The sequence below is a fragment of the Methanoregula sp. genome (assembly GCF_052325125.1).
GTDB lineage: Archaea > Halobacteriota > Methanomicrobia > Methanomicrobiales > Methanospirillaceae > Methanoregula.
In genome coordinates, this window is sequence record NZ_JBKQWO010000012.1 from 19858 (window position 1) to 41374 (window position 21517).

At 58.9% G+C, this 21517-nt stretch carries 23 protein-coding genes; 15 read left to right on the forward strand and 8 right to left on the reverse strand.

Going from position 1 to position 21517, the window contains the following annotated elements:
- Positions 1–33: 33 nt before the first annotated feature.
- From ACLQMU_RS02930 to rpl12p, 4 genes are read left to right on the forward strand one after another with little or no spacing between them, the layout of a single operon-like run.
- The gene (locus ACLQMU_RS02930; protein WP_443673530.1) at positions 34–510 is read left to right on the forward strand and encodes a 50S ribosomal protein L11; all 477 of its coding nucleotides are present in this window, start codon (positions 34–36) and stop codon (positions 508–510) included.
- Between the two features lie 57 nt (positions 511–567).
- Entirely contained in the window at positions 568–1212 is a 645-nt protein-coding gene (locus ACLQMU_RS02935; RefSeq protein WP_443673531.1) for a 50S ribosomal protein L1, read from the forward strand.
- On the forward strand, positions 1212–2060 hold the full coding sequence (locus tag ACLQMU_RS02940; protein WP_443673532.1) for a 50S ribosomal protein L10: 849 nt from the start codon (positions 1212–1214) through the stop codon (positions 2058–2060). Before ACLQMU_RS02935 ends, ACLQMU_RS02940 begins: the two co-directional genes overlap by 1 nt.
- A 24-nt stretch (positions 2061–2084) precedes the next feature.
- Positions 2085–2396 (forward strand): 50S ribosomal protein P1, encoded by a 312-nt coding sequence (gene rpl12p, locus ACLQMU_RS02945; RefSeq protein WP_424039827.1) that lies wholly within the window; start codon positions 2085–2087, stop codon positions 2394–2396.
- A 135-nt stretch (positions 2397–2531) separates the two neighbouring features.
- Here the strand turns inward: rpl12p and ACLQMU_RS02950 are convergent, their stop codons facing one another.
- The 3 genes from ACLQMU_RS02950 to hypF form a co-directional block, all read right to left on the reverse strand.
- Positions 2532–3530 carry a radical SAM protein gene (locus ACLQMU_RS02950; RefSeq protein WP_422148703.1) on the reverse strand — a complete coding sequence of 333 codons (999 nt, stop codon included), beginning with the start codon at positions 3528–3530 and terminating at the stop codon, positions 2532–2534.
- Positions 3531–3563: 33 nt separating this feature from the next.
- Positions 3564–3974, reverse strand: a complete 411-nt coding sequence (locus ACLQMU_RS02955; protein ID WP_422148704.1) for a hypothetical protein — start codon at positions 3972–3974, stop codon at positions 3564–3566.
- A gap of 76 nt (positions 3975–4050) precedes the next feature.
- Positions 4051–6291 carry a carbamoyltransferase HypF gene (gene hypF, locus ACLQMU_RS02960; protein WP_422148705.1) on the reverse strand — a complete coding sequence of 747 codons (2241 nt, stop codon included), beginning with the start codon at positions 6289–6291 and terminating at the stop codon, positions 4051–4053.
- A gap of 57 nt (positions 6292–6348) precedes the next feature.
- Here hypF and ACLQMU_RS02965 point away from each other — a divergent pair, with 57 nt between their 5' ends.
- From ACLQMU_RS02965 to ACLQMU_RS02985, 5 genes are all read left to right on the forward strand, one after another.
- On the forward strand, positions 6349–6861 hold the full coding sequence (locus tag ACLQMU_RS02965) for an ArsR family transcriptional regulator (RefSeq protein ID WP_422148706.1): 513 nt from the start codon (positions 6349–6351) through the stop codon (positions 6859–6861).
- Positions 6845–7654 carry a DUF7839 domain-containing protein gene (locus ACLQMU_RS02970; RefSeq protein WP_422148707.1) on the forward strand — a complete coding sequence of 270 codons (810 nt, stop codon included), beginning with the start codon at positions 6845–6847 and terminating at the stop codon, positions 7652–7654. Before ACLQMU_RS02965 ends, ACLQMU_RS02970 begins: the two co-directional genes overlap by 17 nt.
- The gene (locus ACLQMU_RS02975; RefSeq protein ID WP_424039824.1) at positions 7651–9729 is read left to right on the forward strand and encodes a DEAD/DEAH box helicase; all 2079 of its coding nucleotides are present in this window, start codon (positions 7651–7653) and stop codon (positions 9727–9729) included. Before ACLQMU_RS02970 ends, ACLQMU_RS02975 begins: the two co-directional genes overlap by 4 nt.
- 203 nt (positions 9730–9932) lie before the next feature.
- A complete protein-coding gene (locus ACLQMU_RS02980) occupies positions 9933–10064 on the forward strand; it encodes a hypothetical protein (RefSeq protein WP_443673533.1) in 132 nt (43 codons plus the stop codon).
- A 30-nt stretch (positions 10065–10094) separates the two neighbouring features.
- Positions 10095–10673 (forward strand): class I SAM-dependent methyltransferase, encoded by a 579-nt coding sequence (locus ACLQMU_RS02985; RefSeq protein ID WP_422148709.1) that lies wholly within the window; start codon positions 10095–10097, stop codon positions 10671–10673.
- 524 nt (positions 10674–11197) lie between these two features.
- On the opposite strand, the gene ACLQMU_RS02990 is transcribed toward ACLQMU_RS02985, so the two are convergent.
- A complete protein-coding gene (locus ACLQMU_RS02990) occupies positions 11198–11797 on the reverse strand; it encodes a nitroreductase family protein (RefSeq protein WP_422148710.1) in 600 nt (199 codons plus the stop codon).
- 157 nt (positions 11798–11954) lie between these two features.
- On the opposite strand from ACLQMU_RS02990, the gene ACLQMU_RS02995 reads away from it, so the two are divergent.
- The gene (locus ACLQMU_RS02995; RefSeq protein WP_422148711.1) at positions 11955–12335 is read left to right on the forward strand and encodes a type II toxin-antitoxin system PemK/MazF family toxin; all 381 of its coding nucleotides are present in this window, start codon (positions 11955–11957) and stop codon (positions 12333–12335) included.
- 68 nt (positions 12336–12403) lie between these two features.
- On the forward strand, positions 12404–13936 hold the full coding sequence (locus tag ACLQMU_RS03000) for a beta-ribofuranosylaminobenzene 5'-phosphate synthase (protein WP_422148712.1): 1533 nt from the start codon (positions 12404–12406) through the stop codon (positions 13934–13936).
- Between the two features lie 75 nt (positions 13937–14011).
- On the opposite strand, the gene ACLQMU_RS03005 is transcribed toward ACLQMU_RS03000, so the two are convergent.
- Positions 14012–14902: an ABC transporter ATP-binding protein gene (locus ACLQMU_RS03005; protein WP_424039822.1), complete on the reverse strand. Its 891-nt coding sequence runs from the start codon at positions 14900–14902 to the stop codon at positions 14012–14014.
- 219 nt (positions 14903–15121) lie between these two features.
- On the opposite strand from ACLQMU_RS03005, the gene ACLQMU_RS03010 reads away from it, so the two are divergent.
- Together ACLQMU_RS03010 and ACLQMU_RS03015 are read left to right on the forward strand one after the other, a co-directional pair.
- Positions 15122–16930 carry an ABC transporter permease gene (locus ACLQMU_RS03010; RefSeq protein WP_422148714.1) on the forward strand — a complete coding sequence of 603 codons (1809 nt, stop codon included), beginning with the start codon at positions 15122–15124 and terminating at the stop codon, positions 16928–16930.
- Positions 16927–18006, forward strand: coding sequence for an ABC transporter permease (locus ACLQMU_RS03015; RefSeq protein WP_422148715.1), 1080 nt, complete (start codon positions 16927–16929; stop codon positions 18004–18006). Before ACLQMU_RS03010 ends, ACLQMU_RS03015 begins: the two co-directional genes overlap by 4 nt.
- Before the next feature lie 34 nt (positions 18007–18040).
- Here the strand turns inward: ACLQMU_RS03015 and ACLQMU_RS03020 are convergent, their stop codons facing one another.
- On the reverse strand, positions 18041–18529 hold the full coding sequence (locus ACLQMU_RS03020) for a hypothetical protein (protein WP_422148716.1): 489 nt from the start codon (positions 18527–18529) through the stop codon (positions 18041–18043).
- Positions 18530–18730: 201 nt separating this feature from the next.
- On the opposite strand from ACLQMU_RS03020, the gene ACLQMU_RS03025 reads away from it, so the two are divergent.
- Together ACLQMU_RS03025 and ACLQMU_RS03030 are read left to right on the forward strand one after the other, a co-directional pair.
- A complete protein-coding gene (locus ACLQMU_RS03025) occupies positions 18731–19345 on the forward strand; it encodes an RDD family protein (RefSeq protein ID WP_422148717.1) in 615 nt (204 codons plus the stop codon).
- A gap of 138 nt (positions 19346–19483) precedes the next feature.
- Entirely contained in the window at positions 19484–20590 is a 1107-nt protein-coding gene (locus ACLQMU_RS03030; protein WP_443673534.1) for an outer membrane protein assembly factor BamB family protein, read from the forward strand.
- Between the two features lie 54 nt (positions 20591–20644).
- On the opposite strand, the gene ACLQMU_RS03035 is transcribed toward ACLQMU_RS03030, so the two are convergent.
- Entirely contained in the window at positions 20645–20908 is a 264-nt protein-coding gene (locus tag ACLQMU_RS03035; protein ID WP_422148719.1) for a SemiSWEET family sugar transporter, read from the reverse strand.
- Positions 20909–21006: 98 nt separating this feature from the next.
- Positions 21007–21414 (reverse strand): nuclear transport factor 2 family protein, encoded by a 408-nt coding sequence (locus tag ACLQMU_RS03040; protein ID WP_424039305.1) that lies wholly within the window; start codon positions 21412–21414, stop codon positions 21007–21009.
- Positions 21415–21517: the final 103 nt, after the last annotated feature.

Here is a 21517-nt window from a genome sequence, read left to right on the forward strand (position 1 = left end):
CCCGCAAATACGGGACGGCATGGTGCAAAGACTATGGCAGAAGTGGTCGAGGTTTTAGTACCCGGCGGAAAGGCAACAGCAGGTCCACCATTAGGACCATCGCTCGGACCACTCGGTATCAACGTGAAGGCAGTAGTCGATGAGATCAACAAGAAGACCGCCTCATTCAACGGAATGCAGGTCCCGGTCAAGATCGAAGTCGACTCTAAAAAGAACTTCACGATCTCGGTGGGTATTCCACCGACGACGGCACTCATAAAGAAAGAGGCCAATATCGAGAAAGGATCCGCAGAGCCCAACGTCAAAGTGGCAGGAAACCTGCCATTCGAGGCCGCTGTCAGGATTGCCAACATGAAACTCGAAGGAATGCTCTCCTACGAGCTCAAGACCGCAGTCAAAGAGGTCGTGGGCACGTGCGTGAGCATGGGTGTTTCCGTTGACGGCAAGCGCGCAAAGGACGTGCTCACCGACATCGCAGCTGGCAAGTATGACAGCGTCCTTGTGAAATAGATCCGAAGAACACCATAGGAGATCGAAGGGTTCGGTCGCAGACTATGGAGGAATCTGATGGTTGATAGGGCCAAAATTCTGGACGCCGTAAAAACGGCGATTGAAAAAGCGCCAAAGCGGAAATTCTCTGAGAGCATCGATATTACCATCAATCTCAAGAATGTCGATATGGCGCAGCCGAAAAATCGTATCGACGAGACGATTCTTCTTCCCCACGGGACCGGCGAGAAGACCGGGATCTGTGTCATCGGGAAAGGGGATATCGTCACGCAGGCAAAGGACGCCAAGGTTGATCTGATCATCGGCCCCGAAGAGGTAGAACGGCTCGGAGGCGCACCCCGCGAAGCACGCAGGGTCGCAAGCACGTACAAGTACTTCCTTGCCGAGACCGCGGTCATGCCGCAGGTCGGTCGTTTCTTAGGTCCCCGGCTGGGACCAAGGGGCCGGATGCCGATGCCGATCCCCGGGCAGACCGATATCCGCCCGATTGTCGAACGTCTCCGTAACTCGGTGAAGATCCGCACGAAAGACAAGACGGTCTTCTCCACCAAGGTCGGATCGACGGCAATGACGCCGGAGCAGGTCTCCGAGAACATCGATGCGGTTGTCAAGCGTATCGAATCAGTCCTCGAACAGGGTCACTTAAACGTCCGCTCGATCTACGTGAAGACCACGATGGGTCCGTCCGTGAGGCTGGTATAATGGCAGTCTATACCCACCACCTGCCCGCGTGGAAAAAGGACGAGGTCGAGGAGATCAGGAAGCACGCAAAGGAGTACACGCTGATCGGGCTTGTCGACATGTACGGCATCCCCGCCCAGCAGGTACAGCAGATCCGGCGAAACCTTCGCGGCAAGGCAGTCATCAAGGTAACACGGAACACCTTAATCGAGCACGCGCTCGGCGAGATTGGCGGGGACGCAAAGGGTCTCACGAAATTTATCTCCGGCCATTCCGCGGTGATCTTCTCCAACGACAATCCGTTCAAGCTGTACAAGCAGCTCGAGAAGACCAAGACCAAGATGGCCGCAAAAGCCGGCGAGACCGCACCCGAGGACATCGTTATCGAGAAGGGGCCCACGAGCTTCAAGCCGGGCCCGATCGTCGGCGAGCTCCAGCAGGCCGGCATTCCGGCAGCGATCGAAGCCGGCAAGGTCAAGATCCGCGAGACGAAGACTGTCGTCAAAAAAGGCGCGGTCATCTCGGCAAAGCTTGCCGAGGTTCTTGTCAAGCTTGACATCAAGCCCATGGATGTGGGGCTCGCCCTCCAGGCAGCCTTCCACGAGGGCACTATCTACGAGCCGTCCGTGCTCTCCGTGGACGAGACAAAGCTCCTCGCCCAGCTCCAGCTTGCCGGCCTTCAGGCGTTCAACCTGTCGGTGAACGCAAGCATCCCGACCAAAGAGACCATGGTGCCTATCCTGACAAAAGCTGTCCGGGATGCACGCGGTCTTGCGATCGAGGCGGCAATCTACGAGAAGGACGTTGTCGATGCGATTATTGGTAAAGCCCAAAGAGAAAGCCAGGCCATAAAGACCCTGGTAAAATAAAATTTATAAAAAGGTGAATTTGAGATGGAGTATATCTATGCAGCACTTCTCCTGCACAAGGCAGGCAAGAAGGTCGATGAGAACGGCGTCAAGGCAGTACTGACCGCCGCAGGTGTAGCAGCAGACGAGTCACGGATCAAGGCGCTCATTGCAGCCCTCGACGGCGTGAACATTGAAGAGGCCATCAGCAAGGCAGCCGCAGCACCGGTCGCCGTTGCGGCCGCAGCACCCGCAGCAGGCCACGCAGCAGCACCGGCAAAGGAAGAGCACAAGGAAGAGGATAAGAAGGCAGAAGAAGAGAGCGGCATGGCAGGGCTCGGCGCCCTGTTCGGCTAAAATCTTTTTTTTTTCTTCTTCGTTTCTTCGTAATCTGTAATTACTTTCCTCAAAAATTTCGGCAATCCAAACGAACGGATGCGCCGACATGTTCGGCCCACAGCCCCGTCATGTTCGGGACCGGTACCCCAACCACTAGACCGGCACGCCTACGTAGATATTGTTTTTCGCCGCGACGATCTTTACCCGGATCTGCCCGGATTCTTTATCGCAGCCAAACACCGAGACCACCCGGTTCCGCGCAACGCCGATCTGTTCCCCGTGGATCCATCCCGGGGCCCGTATCTCGACGGTCGCTTTCTCGCCCTTGGTAAATACCTGCGGGAGCGAGGGGCGCCGTACGGTCCCGAAGTCCCGTCCCGGATCGAGCCGGAGGTGCAGGCCGGACATCTTTTCCCACTCCTTGATGCTCCGGTTGAAAAACTGCCACCAGCTCTGGACTTTCACGCCTTTTGGCGTCCTGCCGTACCGGTAGCGCTCGAACTTCTGGATGCCGAGAGGGGGAAACCGCTTCCCTGCCCCGCACTCCTGCGCAAATCCGATCAGCTTCGGGATCTCCGCATCGTTGATGCCCGGCATGTAGACCGGGGCTATGAGGAGATCCATGGAACTGGCCACGACCGCTTTTGCCGCGCCGGTGACCTTATCGATATCATACCAGTCCACACCGGCAAGCTGCCGTGCGAGACCGGGATCGAACGCATGGAGCGAAAGGTTGACCCGGTCGAGCCCTGCTGCTGCAAGTGCCGCAATTTTTGCGTCGTCAAGGAGCGTACCGTTGGTCTGGAGCGAGACAACCGAGACCGCGTCAATATTTTTGAGCGCTGCAACCAGTTCGGGCAGCCGGGAGTACATGAGCGGCTCGCCCGGGGAATCGATATGGCACTCGACGCCCGTGCCCTTGAACGGCGCGATCTCTTCTACTGCGGAGAGGAGGTAGTCGAGTTCCACTTCGTAACTGGTGGCACGGGTCGTGGAGTGTGGCCCGGCGTCGACCGAGCAGAAGGGGCAATTTAAATTGCAGCCGCAGCTCGGGCGCACCTGCAACAGGCTCGTGCCCCGGTCAATGATGCCAAAATAGAGCGACCCGATAAGGGGAATATCGGATTCAGCCGTAATGCGGACATGCGCCATGTCTTCTCCATGCCCGCCGGGTCCGGCCGAAGTTTACCGGAACCTGCATCCCTGCCATTTTCCCCGGAAGATCACCGGCCGGGGTTCGTCCATCTGCGGGAGCAGGTACTCGAATGCATCCTTGTCCACCGGCTTTTTGCCGTTCTTGCGGCAGAACTGGGCAAATGTATCATACATGATATCAAGCGGGATGGACCCTGCAGGATCGGCCACCAGCATTTTCTGGTGGAAATCCCAGATGCCCTCAAACTCCGCATCGTCTTCCTTGAGGGGCCTGACAATACCGAAGTGGAGCTCGGCACTTACACTCTTTTCATCGGCAGCGGCCTTGATTTCGAGGAAGTAATCGTGCACGGCTGCAAGTCCCTGGCGAAGCTCGATGAGCTCCTTTTCCAGGCTCTGGATCCTCTTTTCCTGTTCCTGAATGATGTCGAGCGGATACATCGCAAGCTTGATCTCATCTTTGTACGTCCGTCAAGATAAAATGCTTGTTTTCTGGAGGGGGCACAGCCCGCAGTCGCTACCTCTTACCTGCCGCTGCAGAGAGCGTTCCAGCCCAGACGCACTGGCCAAAGGAGACGCACCCGTCGCCGGGCGGGTACGCGGCGTTGATGACAAGGGTGAGTCCGGCACGGGCGATCTCCGCACGGATGGTCTCCCGGATGGCCCGGTTCGCGACGACGCCCCCGCTGAGGGCCACAAGAGAAATGCCCTCCCGATCTGCCGCGTGGATGGCAAGCGCGGCGATCCCCCGGGCAACGTTGTACTGGACGGATGCCGCAATGTCGCGGACGACGTTTTTGTCACCTGAAGGTGCGCGGGATATACGGGAGAGGGCGGTTGCAAGTATCGCCCGGGTGGAAAGAACCTCGCACCCGCCCGCATCCGAAAAGACCGGCTCCCACGCTTCCGCCACCCCGCCCGCCGCAGCCGCTTCGAGTTTCATCGCCGGTTCGCCATCGTAGGTGCGTTCCCGGCAGATGCCAAGCAGGGCAGAAGCCGCATCGAGCACCCGGCCGGTACTGCTGGTCATCGTCACATTGAACTTTCCCGCGACCTGTTTTGCAAGCACACCGAGTTCGACATCTGACCAGCCGCGGTGGCGAAGGAGTTCAAGGCACGCTTCTTCCGGCAGGATGCCATACAGCATCCGCTCCGGGAACCGGGTGGCAAGGTCGCCGCCCGGCATCGCTACCGGTTCGAGATGGGCGATCCGGATAAGGTCCGGCACCTGCCCACAAAAGATCTCCCCCCCCCAGACCGTGCCGTCGTCCCCGTATCCCACGCCATCGATCGCGATCCCGATGCATGGCTGCCGTGTCGTCGCCGCGATATGGGCGCGGTGGTGCTGAACCGGGACGAGGGTAAGGCCCTGTTCCTCCGCGATCTCCCTCGCAAACCGGGTAGAAAGGAACCGGGGATGGAGGTCATGGGCGACAATTTCGTATTCGGCCCCGAGGAGTCGCCGGAGTTTGGCGACCGTCTCCTGCAGGTACTCGAGCGTCGCCGGGTTCCGGACGTTTCCCACGTGGGGGGAGGTGACGGCAAACCCCCCTCTGTAAATCGTCGCGTTCGCGTTCAGTTCGGGGCCGACGCCGAGGATGCAGCGCGGCCCGAGATCGATTGCCGTCCGTTTCGGGGCGATCCCCCTGGAAAGGCGGAGGATCAGTCCGTCGCGCATCACCGAGTCGTCCACCCGGTTTGTTATGGTGCGGTCGTGGACGAGGAAATAATCCGCATCCTTAGCCAGTTTTACGAGGGCCACGCCGGTGTCGGTGATCATAGGGTAGCCGGGCATGTTCGCGCTCGTCATGATGAGCAGCGGGTGGGAAAGGTGCGAGAAGAGGAGGTGGTGGAGCCCGGTATAGGGGAGCATGCAGCCGATAGTGTGCAGGTTGCTGATGGCAGCATGCGATGCGTAATCGCGTTTCTCCAGCACCACGATCGGGTGGACCGGGCTCTCGAGCAGTTTCCGCTCTTCCGGAGAGACGCGGGCGATCTGATCGATAAACCCCGGGCGCACCATCACCGCGAACGGCTGCTCGTGCCGGCCGAGACGCGTTTTGAGTTCCCCGGATGACTCTCCGATGCAGGCAAGGTGAAATCCGCCGACGCCCCGGATCGCGAGGATCTTCCCGGCGTCGAGCAGCGCGGCTGCTTCACGGATCGGGTCGTCGCGCAGGACATCCGTCCCGGTTTTATCCATGAGCCGGAGACCGGGCCCGCAGATGGGGCAGGCGATTGTCTGTGCATGGTGGCGCCGGGAGTGCGAATCGCCGTACTCCCCCGCGCACGCTCCGCACATGGGAAAAGAGTCCATGGTCGTCCGCTCCCGGTCGTACGGGATCTCCTGTATGATGCTGTACCGGGGCCCGCAGTTCGCGCAGGACGTTGCCCAGTACCCCTCGTACCTCCCGCCCGGCGTAAAAATATCCGCGATACACTCATCGCAGATGGAGATATCGGGCGGGATCATGCCGGAAAACGAGCCGCTTTTGCTTTTTTTGATCACAAACCCGTCCGGGATATCGACCGATGTCTCTGTCACGTCGACCGAATCGATCCGGGACATCGGCGGGCCTTCGGAGACTGCCGCAAGAAAGTCACCAAACCGCTCGCCCCGGGCGTAGATCTCCACCTCGCTCCCGAGGTTCTGTACCGAGCCCGCGATCCCGTACTCACAGGCCCGTGCATACACAAAAGGGCGGAACCCGACACCCTGCACGATGCCGCGAACCGAAATTCTGCCGCTCTTTTGCATAATGATGCCGCATAAATTTATTGATTTATACCGCGATATAATGATAGGGTTTTCACTGTGCCGGGCCACATCCGAATTGTCAACGATCCCGTAGAACTTGTTCCGCTCCTCATGACGTTCAACAGTCCTGCGTTCAAGAAAGTGTACGAATTGCTGAGCAAATCGTGGATGACCGAGGAAGAACTCCAGGCGCAGGTAAAAGAGGATTGTGTCCCGGTCTGCCTCCAGATTTTAAAGAAAGGCAATCTCGTGGAGGAGCAGTGGCGGATGCCGAAGCCCGGCGATAAACCGCAGAAGGAGTTCCGGGGAACCTACAACAAGTTCCGGGCGAATTTCCAGTGCAACCTGCAGGATCTCTCGGACATCCTGTATATCTCGCTCTCGAATGATGAGAACCTCCGTGAAGTTGTCGGCCAGATCGAAGCGGAAATGGGAAGCGGCAACACGTCCATTTCCGATCTCTCCCGGAAATTCGGTGTCAGCCCGGTGTTTATCAAGGGCCTTGCAAAACGGATACCTCATCTTGACGTGAAGGGACAGGGACTGGTGCGGCTTGACACCGGACGCTAAGGATCCTCTCTATTCCATCCTGCGCAGCAAGCGCGAGGTATCCCGGTTACAGATACTGGTCGAGATCGCCGAGCACCAGCCGGCGGTGCGCCAGCAGGAGATCGCGACGAAACTCGGGGTTACGCCCCAGGCGATCTCCGAGTACATCCGCGAGCTTACCGATGAGGGGATGGTTTCCGCGATCGGGCGCGGCAACTACGAGGTCACAAAGACCGGTATCGAGTGGGTGCTCGCAAACGCCGAATCCCTGGAGTCTTATGCCCGGCACATCCGGCGCGATATCATCCAGCAGGTCTCTATCTGGACGGCGATCGCTGCCGAGAACCTCATGGCCGGGGACGAGGTCGGCGTCTACATGAAAGGCGGCTTTTTGTACGCCGCAAAAAAGGAGCTGCCGGCGACCGGCTCGGTCGTCGCGGACGCAAAAAAGGATGAGGATGTAGGCGTAGCCCGTCTCAACGGTATTATCGAGCACCGCGAAGGGACCGTCACGATCTGCAAGGTGCCCCGGATCCAGCACGGGGGCTCGCGCAGGGTGCAGATGGAAAAACTCAGGGAACTCATCCGCCCGGCCGGGATGGTGGCGGCCGTCGGGCTTGAGGCCTACATCGCTCTCAAAGCCGCCGGCCACAAACCCGATCTCTTCTTCGGGGCACGGGAAGGGGTGATCGAGGCAGCGTTCCACGGGATCGACTGCGTGATCGTGATCGTCGACGAGGAGTTCACGGATTTCTTAAAAAGACTTGAGGGCGTCGGCCTCTCGTACGTGATTGTCGATCTGATCGCCCCATGAAGATCATCGTCCAGCCGGTCAAAGGCAGTTACAAACTTCTTTTTTACGACGGGAAGCATGTCCACGGTGTCGGTATTGCCGAGATGGCCGACACCCCGAAGGGGCCCCGGCCGGTCAAGTACCGGCTCCGCTGGGGATCGCGCAAGGAGTACCGGGCTACGCCGTCAAAGGATCTCGTCGCCCAGCTCCGCGAGGGTGACGTGCGGATGGTCAGACCCGACCCCTTGTTCGAAGAGTTCCTGCACTCATTCCAGATCCGCACCGGCACCGTGGATGTCTGCCGGATCTGCCTGCTTGATGACCGGTACACACCGCTCACGAATGACAACTTCGTGATCTTCGGTAAGAGCGAGAAGATCTGCCTCGACTGCGGGCGCCGGGAGCTCAGGCGCGAACTGGCGCCGATCGGGCACATGGGGAGGGACACGCTCCGTCATTTCGAGGAGCTCCTCGATGCGACCCGGAACCTCGACCGGGTGCTCGCGCTCGTCCAGCCGGAAAAACTCTCGATGAAGTCCGCCCTCTTCGACAGGATCGAGGCGCACCCGGTGCTTGCGACCGCAAAACTGGAGGAACTTCCGCTCCCGCACGAGTTCGTGGTGGCATCACGGGTCGAATCGCTCATGCCGGCCCAGCAGCTCGCGGTGGACGCCGGCCTGCTGTTCGGAAAAGATCTCCTCGTTGTCGCTGCGACCGCGAGCGGCAAGACTTTCATCGGCGAGATGGCCGGGATGAAAAATTATCTCGCGGGCCGGGGCAGGATGCTTTTCCTGGTACCTCTTGTTGCCCTTGCGAACCAGAAGTACGAACGGTTCACCGAGCGGTACGGCGCCCTCGCAAAGACCGGTCTGCTGACCGGTGTCTCGCGCCTCAACCTTCCCGAGACCCGGAAAGTAGGCGACCGGAACCCGCAGGCCCCGATCCTCGTCGGCACGTACGAGGGGGTGGACAACATGATCCGGTGCGGCCAGAAGATGCACAACATCGGGACGGTCGTCATTGACGAGGTGCAGATGCTTGAGGACCCGGAACGGGGCCACCGGCTCGACGGGCTTGTCGCACGGCTCAAGTACCTTGCCCCGCAGGCGCAGTACCTCTACCTCTCCGCCACCATCGGCTCGCCAAAGACACTTGCAAAGAAACTCAACTGCCAGCTCGTCCGGTACGACGACCGGCCGGTCGCGCTCGAACGATTTCTCCTGTTTACGGAACGCAAGCAGAAGATCCCGACGATCAAGAAGCTGACCACAGAGGAGTACAAGAACACATCCTCGAAAGGATACCGCGGCCAGACGATCATCTTCACGAACGCCCGCGCCCGGTGCCACACGATCGCCGACGCTCTGGGGATGCGGGCGGCGGCCTACCACGCCGGGCTTTCCGCCCAGGAGCGCCGCGAGGTGGAGACAAAGTTCCTTGGCGGGAAGCTGATGGCGGTCGTGACGACCGCAGCGCTCGGGGCCGGGGTCGATTTCCCGGCGTCGCAGGTGATTTTCGATGCCCTTGCCATGGGCCGGGAATGGCTCTCCGTGCAGGAGTTCAACCAGATGGCCGGGCGGGCCGGGCGGCCGGATTTCCACGACCTCGGCCGCGTGGTGCTCCTCGCGGAACCCGGGGGAAGCTATTCGCGCGAACACCCGGGTACCGAGGAGGAGATCGCGCTGCGCCTCCTCAAGGGCCAGATGGAGGAGGTCGCTCCTGTCCACGACCTCGAACAGAGTTCGGAGGAGTACGTGGCAAACGCGGTCGCCTGCGGGGGCGAGGAGGCGGACCTTGCCTGGATCAATGCGACGATGGTGGGCAGCATGGAGCCGGTGCTGCCGGAGCTTGTCGCCCACCGGCTCGTGCAGAAGAAGGGGACAACAATCGAGCTCTCCCCCCTTGCCCGCGTGATGTCGGAGCACTTCATCGGGATCGAGCGGCTGCTGGAGATCGTGGAGCTTGCGCAGAAGATGGACGATCCCCTCGATATCATCGCGGAGCTGGAGAGCGAGGGTATGGAAAAAGAGGCGGCGCAAAAGAAAGAGAGGGGCGGGTCGCATCAAGGGGGGAAGAAGGGGCACGGGAGACGGTGAGAGGGGGACATTATTGCTCATCGGCCTGCCTTCTCCAAAAAGCCTGAAGAATGTGCGAGGGTTCGCCCCTCAAGACCCCTCCGGGGAATGGCTGGGCATGGGACATTTAGGGAGAGTTTAGTACTGGTCCGCTGGGGGGGCGACGGCACACAATCACCCATGCCAAAGGAGGTAATGATCTCCTCTTCATGTCAAAACAATGAGTGATTTATATCGGTGCCGACCCTTTTTCTCTTGCAAAGAACCTGGCTGTCCGCGATGGCAGGATGACCGGTATCGGTTCGTGCCGGTCGAATTGTGGTACCCCGGTATGCTGCTATGGCGTGAAGAAATAATGATATGCCCATCAGAAACTATGGAGAGGTATGGATTTCTTTGACTCGGCATACCGGGGCACACCTCCCTGGGACATCGGCCGGCCCCAGAAGGAGTTCGTCGAGCTGGTCCGGAGGGGGGAGATCACGGGATCGGTCCTGGACATAGGATGCGGGACCGGGGAGCATGCCCTCTTCTTTGCAGGGGAAGGGCATGACGTGTGGGGGATCGACTCCGCTCCCCTCGCGATCCAGAAGGCAAGGGAGAAGGCTGCCGGAAGAGGACTCCCGGTGCATTTTCTTGTCCTGAGCGCACTGGACCTCGCGAGGCTCAACAGGACGTTCGATACCGCCACCGATTCGGGGCTCTTCCATACCCTGTCCGATGAAGACCGCCAGGTCTTCGTCGATAACCTCGCGGGCGTCCTATCCCCGGCCGGGAAATACTTCATGCTCTGCTTTTCCGAACTGGAGCCCGGCGGATACGGCCCGAGGAGGGTAACACAGAGAGAGATACAGGACAGCTTCCGGGACGGGTGGTCCATCAATTACATCAGGCCGGCGGTCTTCGAGAGCCGCACCCGGGCAAAAGGACCCCGTGCCTGGCTCTCGTCGATATCAAAGAAATGACGAAGAGGTAAGAAATAATCAGGGGGGGGTCGTACCTGATCTTGATATGACCCCCCACTATTCCCGCAGTTTTCCCGGCAACTCCTTATATGCAAGTCCGGGCAATTTTCTTACCGTAATTTGAGTTCCCGGTATGCAGGATTATGGGGTCGTGACAGCGCACCAAAAAAGTGGTACGACCCCCCCATGGGTTGTGAGAATTTTTTGAGTCAGAAAATCTCATTTTATGACGTGAAATTTTTGTAAAATAAAGGGCATTAAGGATAAGGGGCTGAGGGGGGGGTCGTGCACGATCCGGATGCGACCCCCCCTCTTTTGCGGAGGCTTTGTCCGTCTGCTAAGCCACTCCAAACAGCCAAAAATGTGTGAGGGTTCCCTGCTTCAGGGCCCCGGGGTACGGCGGGGCAGGAGACATTAAGAGAGATTTTGTCACTGATCCGCCGCGGGGGCGGCGGCACTCATCGCACGTGAGGGAGGGGCAAAATTGCAAAAATCCGGGCAAAAAAAGGATCCGTAATCCCGGTTCAGAACACAATCTCGTCCCGGGCATACCGGATCTTCGGCCCCGGCTTGTCTGCCGCGTACCCGATGGGGCAGAGCATCACTGGTGTAAGATGAACCGGGATCCTGAGGATCCGGGAATATTCCATCGGGTCGAACCCGCCCATCGGGCAGGAATCAAAGCCCAGCGACTTTGCGCCGTTCAGGGCGTTACCCAGCGCAAGGAAGGTCTGCGCCTGCGACCATGCGGCCCGCTGCTCCGGCGACATCCCTGAAACATACTGGGACGCCATGCCGGTCACCATGGAAATAACGTCCGCCGGCACATGGTTTTTCTTCATCAGCTCCCCGAGGCGTTTGATCAGGGTATCGTAATCCGCATCAGCGCAGAAGACGAGCAGGTGCGAACAGGTGGTGACCTGTTCCTGGTCGTTCGTCGCCGGGCGAAGGGCCGCCTTTGTGGCCTTGTCCGTGATAATTTTGATCTTCCAGGGCTGGAGGTTGAGGGCCGAAGGGGCAAACCGCACCAGTTCCAGCAGCTCGTTCACCTTTGCTTCGGGAAGTGTCCTGCCGTCAAACTTCTTTGTCGCATACCGCTGCATCACACACTCTGCAAACTGCATTTTCTCCACCATCTCTGTCCAGATGCGATCATCAGCTGCCGCACGTAAAGGGTTTCTCCCCGCCGCATGGCATATATCCCTCCCGTCGCTTTGTCCCCATCTCATTTTTTAAAAACGATCAATTGCCTTATGCTCTTTAAAGCCGGATTATCCGGGCATGGGACGTTTTGTGCGGGGAGACGTGATTTTAGCCCCGGTTCCGTTTGAAGAGCGGCGCGGGGCAAAGACCCGGCCCGCCGTAGTCGTTTCCACCCGGGAGAACGGCGACCTCTGCGTCTGCCCGGTCAGCAGCAAACCCTCGTCAGATGCTCCCTGCACCCCCCTCGGGCTCGACGATTTTTGCGAAGGGGGCCTTGACCTCTTTTCCGAAAGTTTTGTCCTCACCGCAAAGGTCAGCGTGATCCGGGCAGGCGACGTGATCGGCCTCAAGGGACGGCTTGCAGCGGATGCTATCGATATGATCAGCGCACAGGTGCCGCACCCGTCACACCCACCCGGGGACCGTAAGGGTACCCGCCAATCTACCCTGAAAAGATAAGTGCCGGTCGGGACGTCAGGTACGGCCGGATCAGTATCCTTAATATTCCCGGCATGGAGGTTGTGTGGATGGATATCGCACACCGCCTCAAAGAGATAGAAGAGCAGGTCGGCCGCCTCTCTCCCGTGCAGAAAATTCTTCTGGGCACTGACGGGTCGGTCACGCAGCTGCTGGAGTCGTTCACCGGTCACCCGGTCTCGGTCCGGACCCGGGAACAGGAAGTCATAAAAGCTGACGCTCTTGCCGCAGAACGCCTCAGCATTGCGCCGGGCGACGCCGTGAATCACCGGATCGTGGAGCTTCGTGACGCTGCAACCGGGGAGGTGCTGATCTATGCGAAATCGCAAACCCCGGTCGCCCGTCTTGCACCGGAGTTCCGGGACGACCTCATGAGGGCCGACATCCCGATCGGGAGGATCATCGAGCGCCACCATATCGAGGCACGGCGTGAGATCCTCACCGCCCGGGTCACCCCGGCAAAAGAGGTGGCGAGCGGGATCTTTTCGATCTGCAGGAACGAACCGCTGCTGATGCGCCAGTACCAGATTATCCATGGTGGAAAACCGCTCATCTTCATCGAAGAGCAGTTCCCGTACAACAGGTTCCTTGACGAGCGCAGGGTGATTATCAGGACACCGTCACGCATCCATGTTACGCTGCTCGATATGAATGGCGGCCTCGGGAGAGTCGACGGCGGGATCGGGATCGCCCTTGACGACCCCTCGATACTTCTTGAGGCACAGGCCAGTCCGTCGCTTGAAGTCCGCGGCTGCGACTCCCTGACTGCACAACGGGTACGGGAGTGTGCAGAAAGCGTGCTCGCCAAAATCCATGCGGGAAGCAGCATATCAATTACGGTGAGGGAACACTACCCGGCCCACATCGGCCTCGGGGGAGGTTCGCAGCTGGCACTTGCCACGGCCCGGGCCTGCTGCGAACTGTACGGGAAGTCCATGACCACACGAGAACTCGCCCGGATGGTCGGGCGGGGCGGGACATCCGGTATCGGTACGGCAGCGTTCGAGCACGGGGGTTTTATCATTGATGGCGGACACCGGTTCGGGCCGGGCCGCGAAAAAACCGGCTTTGCACCCTCCTCCGCATCCAAAGGCGTGCAGCCGCCACCGGTGCTCATCCATCACGATTTCCCCCGTGACTGGCGCATACTGCTTGCGATCCCGGCACTCCCGGAAGGGGCGAGCGGCACTCGGGAGGCCGGGATCTTCAGGAACTGCTGCCCGGTCCCGGTTGACGAGGTGCGGACGCTCTGCCACGAGGTCATGATGCGGATGCTTCCCGGGATCGCAGAACAGGACCTCGACCTCTTCGGCACTTCGGTCAACATCATACAGGAACTGGGTTTCAAGAAGGTCGAACTCTCCTTCCAGCCCCGGGAGGTCTCCGGGCTCCTTGACGCGATGCGTGCGGCCGGGGCGGCCGGGGCCGGCCTGAGTTCGTTTGGCCCCACCCTGTACGCCATCGGGGATACGGGAATGCAGGAAATTGAACGGGCAGCGCAGTCATCTATGCTGGAGATGGGCGGAGGTTCCACGTATATTACCTCTGCACGCAACAGCGGCGCAGCGGTGCGGATAGCCTGACGGTTCCCGGCCAGAGGCCCGGGTTCCCTGTCAATCATTTTTTTGTGTTGGAAACCCGGAAAAAACACCGATTTCCTATTTTCCAACCGCTACCAGCATCTCTTCCAGCGAGGGGTACCGGGACTCGATCCGCTCTACCCTCCCACCGGCTACCGTAATGGCGGCAGAGACCGCTTCGAGGCCGGCCATATCCCCGGCATCGCAGGCAAGACCCCTCTCATCCTGCCGGTACGGTACTGTATGCCGGTCGATGAGAGACGGATCGGGTGCGAAAAACCAGATGGTGTAGGTAATCGAGCCGAACTGCTCGCGGAGCTCGTCCATCGTTCCCAGCGCCACCACTTTCCCGCGCCGGAGGATCATCACCCGGTCGCAGATCGCCTCGACCTGGTACAGGTTGTGAGCCGAGAGTACGATCGTCCTGCCCTCGCTTTTGAGTTTTCCCAGGTATTCTGCGATGAACCGGGAGGTCATCGGGTCGAGCCCGCTCGTCGGCTCATCGTAGACGAGAAACTTCGGGTCGTGGATGAGCGACCGGGCAATCGCAGTCTTGCGCTTCATGCCTTTACTGAATTCGCCGAGTTTCTTGCCGTTGGGTTCAAGCGAGAGGACAGCGAAAAGCCGGCGGGTCCGGACTGCGATCTCCTCTTTTTCGATCCCGTAGATCTCACCGAAGAACGCAAGATACTCATCAGCGGTCATCGTTTCGTAGAGCCTGGATTCCTCGGGCAGGTAGCCGAGCGTCTCCTTGAGCGCCATTGGTGCCCGGACAACATCGATCCCGTTGACCGACAGTTCGCCGGCCGAGGGTGGGACCAGGCCGGCGATAATCTTTAACAGCGTGGTCTTTCCTGCCCCGTTATGCCCGACAATCCCGAAGATCCCGGCCTCAGGAAACGAGAAACTCACATCGTCGAGAGCGGTAAATCCGTCGTAGCGTTTGGTGAGTCCACTGGCAGTGATCATGACAGGTTTCCCGGGGGGATGCCGGGTTTTTCCGGGCTTTTTTCGCAGTTTAGACTTGTGGGGTCGGGGACATATAGGTTGGGATGGGGGCATCCCGCCACCGCCGGTCTTTTTGGTTTCCCGTCCCTGTTGTCAGTACCGATCAGTATTTGACCCCGTTACCCACACTATTGGATATCACGGGCGTTCCCGGGACAGGGAACACCGGACAGGCAGTATATGAGTGCAGCCAGGGACATTGCGACCATCGCCCGGTGGGAAGTAAAAAAATCCTTCTCGGTCATGTCACGCAATGTCCTGCCGGTCGCCATCGTCCTCTTCGTGCTCCTTGTCATTGTCACCGGTTTTGCCGCCCAGAGCGGCCTGCATATCCAGGACGGGATGTACCGGCTCGGGGTCGACGACCCGCAGGTCGCCGCGCTGTTTGCGTCTGATGCACGGTTCACGGTATACCAGGCCAGCGACGCCGCACTCGCAGGGAACCGGGGGGAGTACGATCTTGTTATCGTAAAGGGGGTGGCCTACGCAAACCCTACGGAGAAGGGACAGTCTGCCCTCACCACCCTCGAACGGGACTACCTGCAGTACAAAAATGGCGTCTACAGGAACGAGAACGATCTCTTTGCCGCATACCCGCTCTGGATCGATACCCAGACGGTACAAAGCGAACTCAACTTTACCGCCACCCAGAGCGGCCAGTACGTGCGGGTAGCCCCCGGGAGGAGCACGCCGGTCCCGCAGGGCACCGTCCAGAATATCCCCACACCCTCACCCATGCTTGGGGTCACGCAGGATGAACTCAGGCAGGACCTGGTTGCATCGTCCCATGAGAACACGCAGGTCTCCCGGTATACGGACGTTCTCTCCTCGCAGGAGTCAGTCATGGGAACCTTCGTGACCCCGGACCAGCTCTCGCCCCCCCTACCCTTTGATTCGATCATCCTTGTCTTTGTCTTCATCTTCCCGCTGTACTTCACCTCGCAGTTTTTCATGATGAGCATCATGAACGAGCGAATCGAACGCAAAGGCGAGGTCCTCCTTTCCCTTCCGGTAAAGACGTCGTCCATCGTTATAGGAAAGATGCTCCCGTACTTCCTGGGGATGCTTGCAATCTGCGCCGGGATCACGCTCTACATCAGGGCGTCGCCGCTCGTCCTCCTCCCCCTCATCCCGATCATCATCTTTTTTCTCGCGAACGCGCTCATCATCGGGATGCTCGCCCGAAGCTTCAAGGAGCTCTCGTTTATCTCCATCTTCTTCTCGACCGTTGCCACATCGTACCTCTTTTTCCCCAGCATCTTTGCAAACGTCCACGTGATCAGTCTCATCTCGCCGCTCACGCTGATCGTGCTCACTATCCAGGGAACCGCGTGGACGGTTTCGGATTATTTCTATTCCACCGCGCTCTTCTGGCTGACCGGTGCCATCCTCTTTTACATCGCGGCCCGGAACTTCAACGAGGAACGCCTCTTTTCGGAAAAGAAGTTGCTGCCCCGGATCCGCGAGTTCCTTGCCGGGATCCTCCCGCAGGAGCACCCGTACGCGGCGCTCTTCCTGCTTGCCGCATTTTCGATCCCGTTTGTCTTCATGGCCCAGATGATGGGCCTCGTCATCTTTTTCAACCTGCCCATGCCGTACTCGCTCGTGCTCCTGCTCGTTCTTGCAGCGCTTATCGAAGAGATGGCAAAAGCGGCCGGTATTTACACGCTCTTTATGAGGGACCCCGCGTTCTTTTCATGGAAGCACCTGGTCTTTGCCTGCGCCGCCACCGCAACCGGCTTTCTCGTGGGGGAAAAACTCCTGCTCTTTGCAACGCTTACTCAGATATCAGAATCGATCTTCGGGAGCGTCCTCTTCCTGTCGCTTGGCGTGCTCTGGCTGCCGCTCCTGCTTCACTTCGCCTGCGTTCTCATCGTTGCCTGCTCCCTCAAAGTCTGGGGGAAAAAAGGGCTCTTTGCCGGCCTTGCAGCTGCGACAGTGCTCCACTGCTGCTATAATCTGTATTTCATCCTGGGGTGGATCCGATGAAGGCCAGGCACGTTACTATCATCGCAAAAAAAGAGTTCCGGGGCCTCTTTTCCGAGAAGACGATCCTGCTTGCGGTCCTGCTCCAGGTCTTCATTGCGCTCTTCTCATCGTTTCTCATGGTCGGGCTCACGTCCATGTACGATCCGGCATCGCTCTCGAAATATTCGCACTTCCGGTATGATGTCGCGTACGCGGGAAACGAGACCCCGCTGCTCGGGTACCTGGAGAACAGCCCGGACTTCCGGGTGAACCGGATGGACCTCTCGACAGCGGTTGAACTGCTCAGGGAGCGGAAAATCTCCGCCGTGGTGTATGCGCCCGGTACCCTGCCCGGCGCGGAAGATCCGGTAAAGATCATGCTGTACACACTCACCAATGACCTCCAGGGAGCGGTCGTGGACGTGAAGCTGAAGGCGGTCTTTCTCCAGTACGAGCAGGACTTGAGGAAGATCCGCGCCGGCAGGCTCGATGTAACGCCCATCCCGGTCCAGGTCCCGTCCTCTGCCGGCAGCGGGGATTTCTTCGAGTTCGTGTACGGGCTTTTGGTCCCGCTCCTGGTCTTCCTGCCGGGGATCATCTCTGCGGCGCTCATCATCGATCTCATCACCGAGGAGTACCAGCACGAGACGCTGGAGACACTCCTCTCCACCCCGGTCTCCTTTGCCGAGATGATCTGGGGTAAGGTGCTTGCCTGCGGCCTGATCGTCCCGCTCCAGGCCGGAGCGTGGATTGTCCTGCTTGCGGCAAACGGGATCGCGATTGAAAATCCCGTCCTCATCCTGCTCCACGTAACCCTCGCATCCCTGCTCCTCATCATGATCGGGGCCTTTTTTGCCCTGTATTACCGGGAGCGGACGGCAGCACAATTCGTCTTCTCGACCACCCTTGTCGTCATCATTCTCTTTGTGCTCGCCCTGCCGTACAACCCGCTCAACCTGGTGGCCCGGCTTTCGGTAGGGACAGCGGGCACGGAGCAGTGGATCGTCCTTGGTGCCGTGGCTCTAGCCGTGCTCGCCCTCGGGTACGGGATACAGAAATATGCGGGACGGATCGGCGGGATGTCTCAAGAGACGTAAAAGAAAACCGGGGCTGATTTACGAAAAAAAAAGATCAGGAATAGGGGTTGGTGGAGGCCAGGTTCTGGTCGATGACCTTGTAGACCTTGCCGGAGGAGGTCACCCAGGCCTCACCGTGATCAGTGCCGTGGAGGGTACCCTGAATGACGATAGAGGCGTCGTTTGGGATCTGGCCGTTGTCATTCGTGATCTGCTTCTCGGCCACACTCCCGTCGGCGAGGGTGACACGGAGCCTGATGACCTGGGCTGCAACCATGCCGGGCCCGCCGCTGCATAACAGGGTGATCCTGCCGGTGGGCCGGTCTTTGGTAAGCTCGAGATACACCATCTGGTTGGCGGGCAGCGGGGTGACAGGCTCATACGTGGCCGGTACGGTCACGACCGGGGAGGTAGTCGCAGGTGCCGGTGTAGCGATGGTGGTTCCGACAGGCTGTATTTCGGCCTGGGTGGGGCTCGTGCACCCTGCAAACAGCGCACAGAAAAAAAGCGCAGCACAAGCGGCTGCGATGGTTCTGGAACTCATGAATATCCCTTTCATTTTGGGATATTTCTGATTTACGTTCAGAATTAAGTCGGCAATGGCCCGGATGGACAGCCCCGTACATCTCAAGGGGGACCTGCCGTTTTCCTGCAGGGTGATGGAAAAATCCCGCAAAAATCCCCAAAAGAACAGTTAAATTAAAAAGGACACCCGGATTAACTTTACCTATCAGGAGTATGAGGAATGTTCTGTCCAAAATGTGGGAAAGAGACTGACGCTTCCGGGCAATTCTGCCAGTGGTGCGGGGCACCGATCGAAGCTGCACCCCCGGCTCAGGCGGCAGTCGCTGCGCCTGACGTTGACGAAGGCCCCGGGGTCGGGATATATGCCGGCCTGGGACGGCGGTTCGTCGCATTCATCGTAGACTTTATTCTTATGGTATTGCTCGGTATCATCGTTGTTGCATTCTTCAACCAGGCGAACGGGATCATGTACCTGTACTATCTCGTGGCCGCCCATGCGCCGATCTCCTCCCTGACCGAGGCGGGAACGCCGATTGCGGCCCTCGGCCCGATCGTTGCTGCTGTCGGTCTGCTGGTCGTTGTCGTTCCCTGGCTCTACTATGCAGGCTTTGAATCCTCGCGGGGACAGGCTACCCCGGGAAAAGTCCTGATGCACCTCGAGGTCACCGACCTTGAAGGTAACCGGATTTCCTTTGCCCGGGCAACACTCAGGTTCTTCGGGAAATTTATCTCCACCCTGATTATATTCATCGGGTTTTTGATGATCGGCCTCACTAAAAAGCGCCAGGGACTCCACGACAAGATCGCCGGCTGCCTTGTACTCCTTGAAGATTAAAAATCTCTTTTTTTTAAATATTCGGAAAGACCGGTAAACCCCTTTTTCGGGAAAAACAGACAGATAGTGGTCTCATCCCACGCCAGGTTAACCGGATCTTCGCAAAGGAATAAATGATCATCCCCTTGTTTACTCTTTATGAAATCCTGTGCACCTTTATCGCCTGCCCTGGCAATGATCGTCCTGATCGTCCTGAGCATCGCGATTGCCGGGTGCAGCGAAGGTGTTGTTTCGTACGATATCCTCGTCACGAAATTTGATGCCGGGGGGCATACGGCCTGGAGTACAAAAATCGGCAGCGGGAACCAGAACCTCGCAACTGCCGTCACTGAGACCCCGGATGCCGGTTATGCCGTTGCCGGCCTGGTTGCCGACAGCCCGCGGGCCACAGCGTATCCGCGGGTGGTCCGGCTGGATCCGGACGGCAGGGTGCTGTGGGACCGGACACTGGATTTGTCAGATGTATACTCGGTCGCGATAACCGGGGCACCTGATGGCGGATTTGTTGTTGCACAAAACATCAATAACTTCGATTCCGGAAAGGTCTCGAAAATAGACGCCGACGGGCAGCCGGTCTGGAACCGGACCATTGATTCAGCTTTAAGGGCCATAATCCCGGCCCGCGATGGCGGGTTTGTCCTTGCCGGAAGTCGCACATTTTATATTGATGCGAACGGGACTATCCTCTGGAACCGGTCGTTTTCATCAACATCCATCCGCGAGGCCGCAGGCGGCGGGTTCATCGCGGAAAGGAGCGGGGTGCCGTATCCCGATACATCTGTTTTTTATCTCGATAATAACGGGACCGTTGTGTGGACAACGCCTGTCGGCAGCCGCGAATCGGGAAAAATAACTTCGCTCTTCGAGGATCCAACCAGGGATATTGAGGCGGTATATACCTTCTACGACTCCACAAAAAACAAAGACGTGGTAATGTACATGGAATCGGAACAGGTGACGCTGGGAAGAGGCGGGGACATAACCGGGAGACAGCCAATTGTTGCCGTTGATCCGCTCACCCGGACCACAGACGGGGGATATGCATTCCTGGCATACCCTTTCCCGGGATCGTCGGCATTCACCACACTCCCCCATTCAGGCAGCAGCCTGCATTTCATCAGGCTCTCTCCCGGAGGGGCGGTTGCCTGGGACCAATCGCTTGGCCTTAGCCCGGCGGCCACCCCGGTTTCGATCCTCCAGACACGTGACGGCGGATACCTGACCGTCGTGCTTGTGCCTTCGTGAACAGGGAGTGCGTGCATCAGGCCGCCAGACACAGGCAGTCAGCGATTCCCGCGCTCACCGGTACCGCAGCTTGATCCCCAGCAGGACAAGGATCAGGACAAGCGAGATGCCGTTTGCCGCGATGATGGGGAGAGCATCGGACCAGACCCCGTATACGAACCAGAGAGAGACACCGATCGCGTAGAGCACGAGCATGGAGAGCGAGATGTCGCGCGTCTCTTTGAGTTTCCAGCTCCGGATCACCTGCGGGACATAGGCAACGGTCGTGAGGGCCCCGGCGATAAAACCGACCAGCGTGATGGCGTCCATACCGCTCATTCTCATACAAGTTGGATATCTGCTCATTTATACCGGTGGGCATGCGGGGAGCAAAAGTTGTAAAAATTCATCTGCATGGCCCATGCTATCACCCACGGTCACACCGGTCCCGGTTCCGGTGAGAACTGGTCGGCGACCACCAGCCAGCGGCCGCCCTGTTTTACAAGCGTGAACATGTCCCGGCCCCTCATTGCAATCTCCTGCCCGGACATCGTAAACCGGATCATAAAGAAATACGTCACCACGGCACAGGTGCCCCGGCAGAAAAACCTCACCCGGTGATCCGTCTCATTCCACTCATGGATGTTTGCCGCTTCTACAAATCCCCGCCACCCGCCTACATAAGACTCCCTGCCTTCAAGCCGTCCGGGCGTTGTCGGGGAGATGGCGACCGCATCCGGGTGGATGTACCGGCCAAACGCCTGTTCGTCCCAGCCCTGTGTCCAGCACCGGTTCATGTCCCGGACGGTCGCGATTACCTGATTTATCCGTGCAGTGTCATCCATGCGGTCTCACGATCAGAACAGTTGACGGTGAACAGGTAAAAATGCCATGGCTGCGCAGGGTGAAAGTGCCCCGGCCCTCCCGCCAAAACCGGGTTTCTGGTTG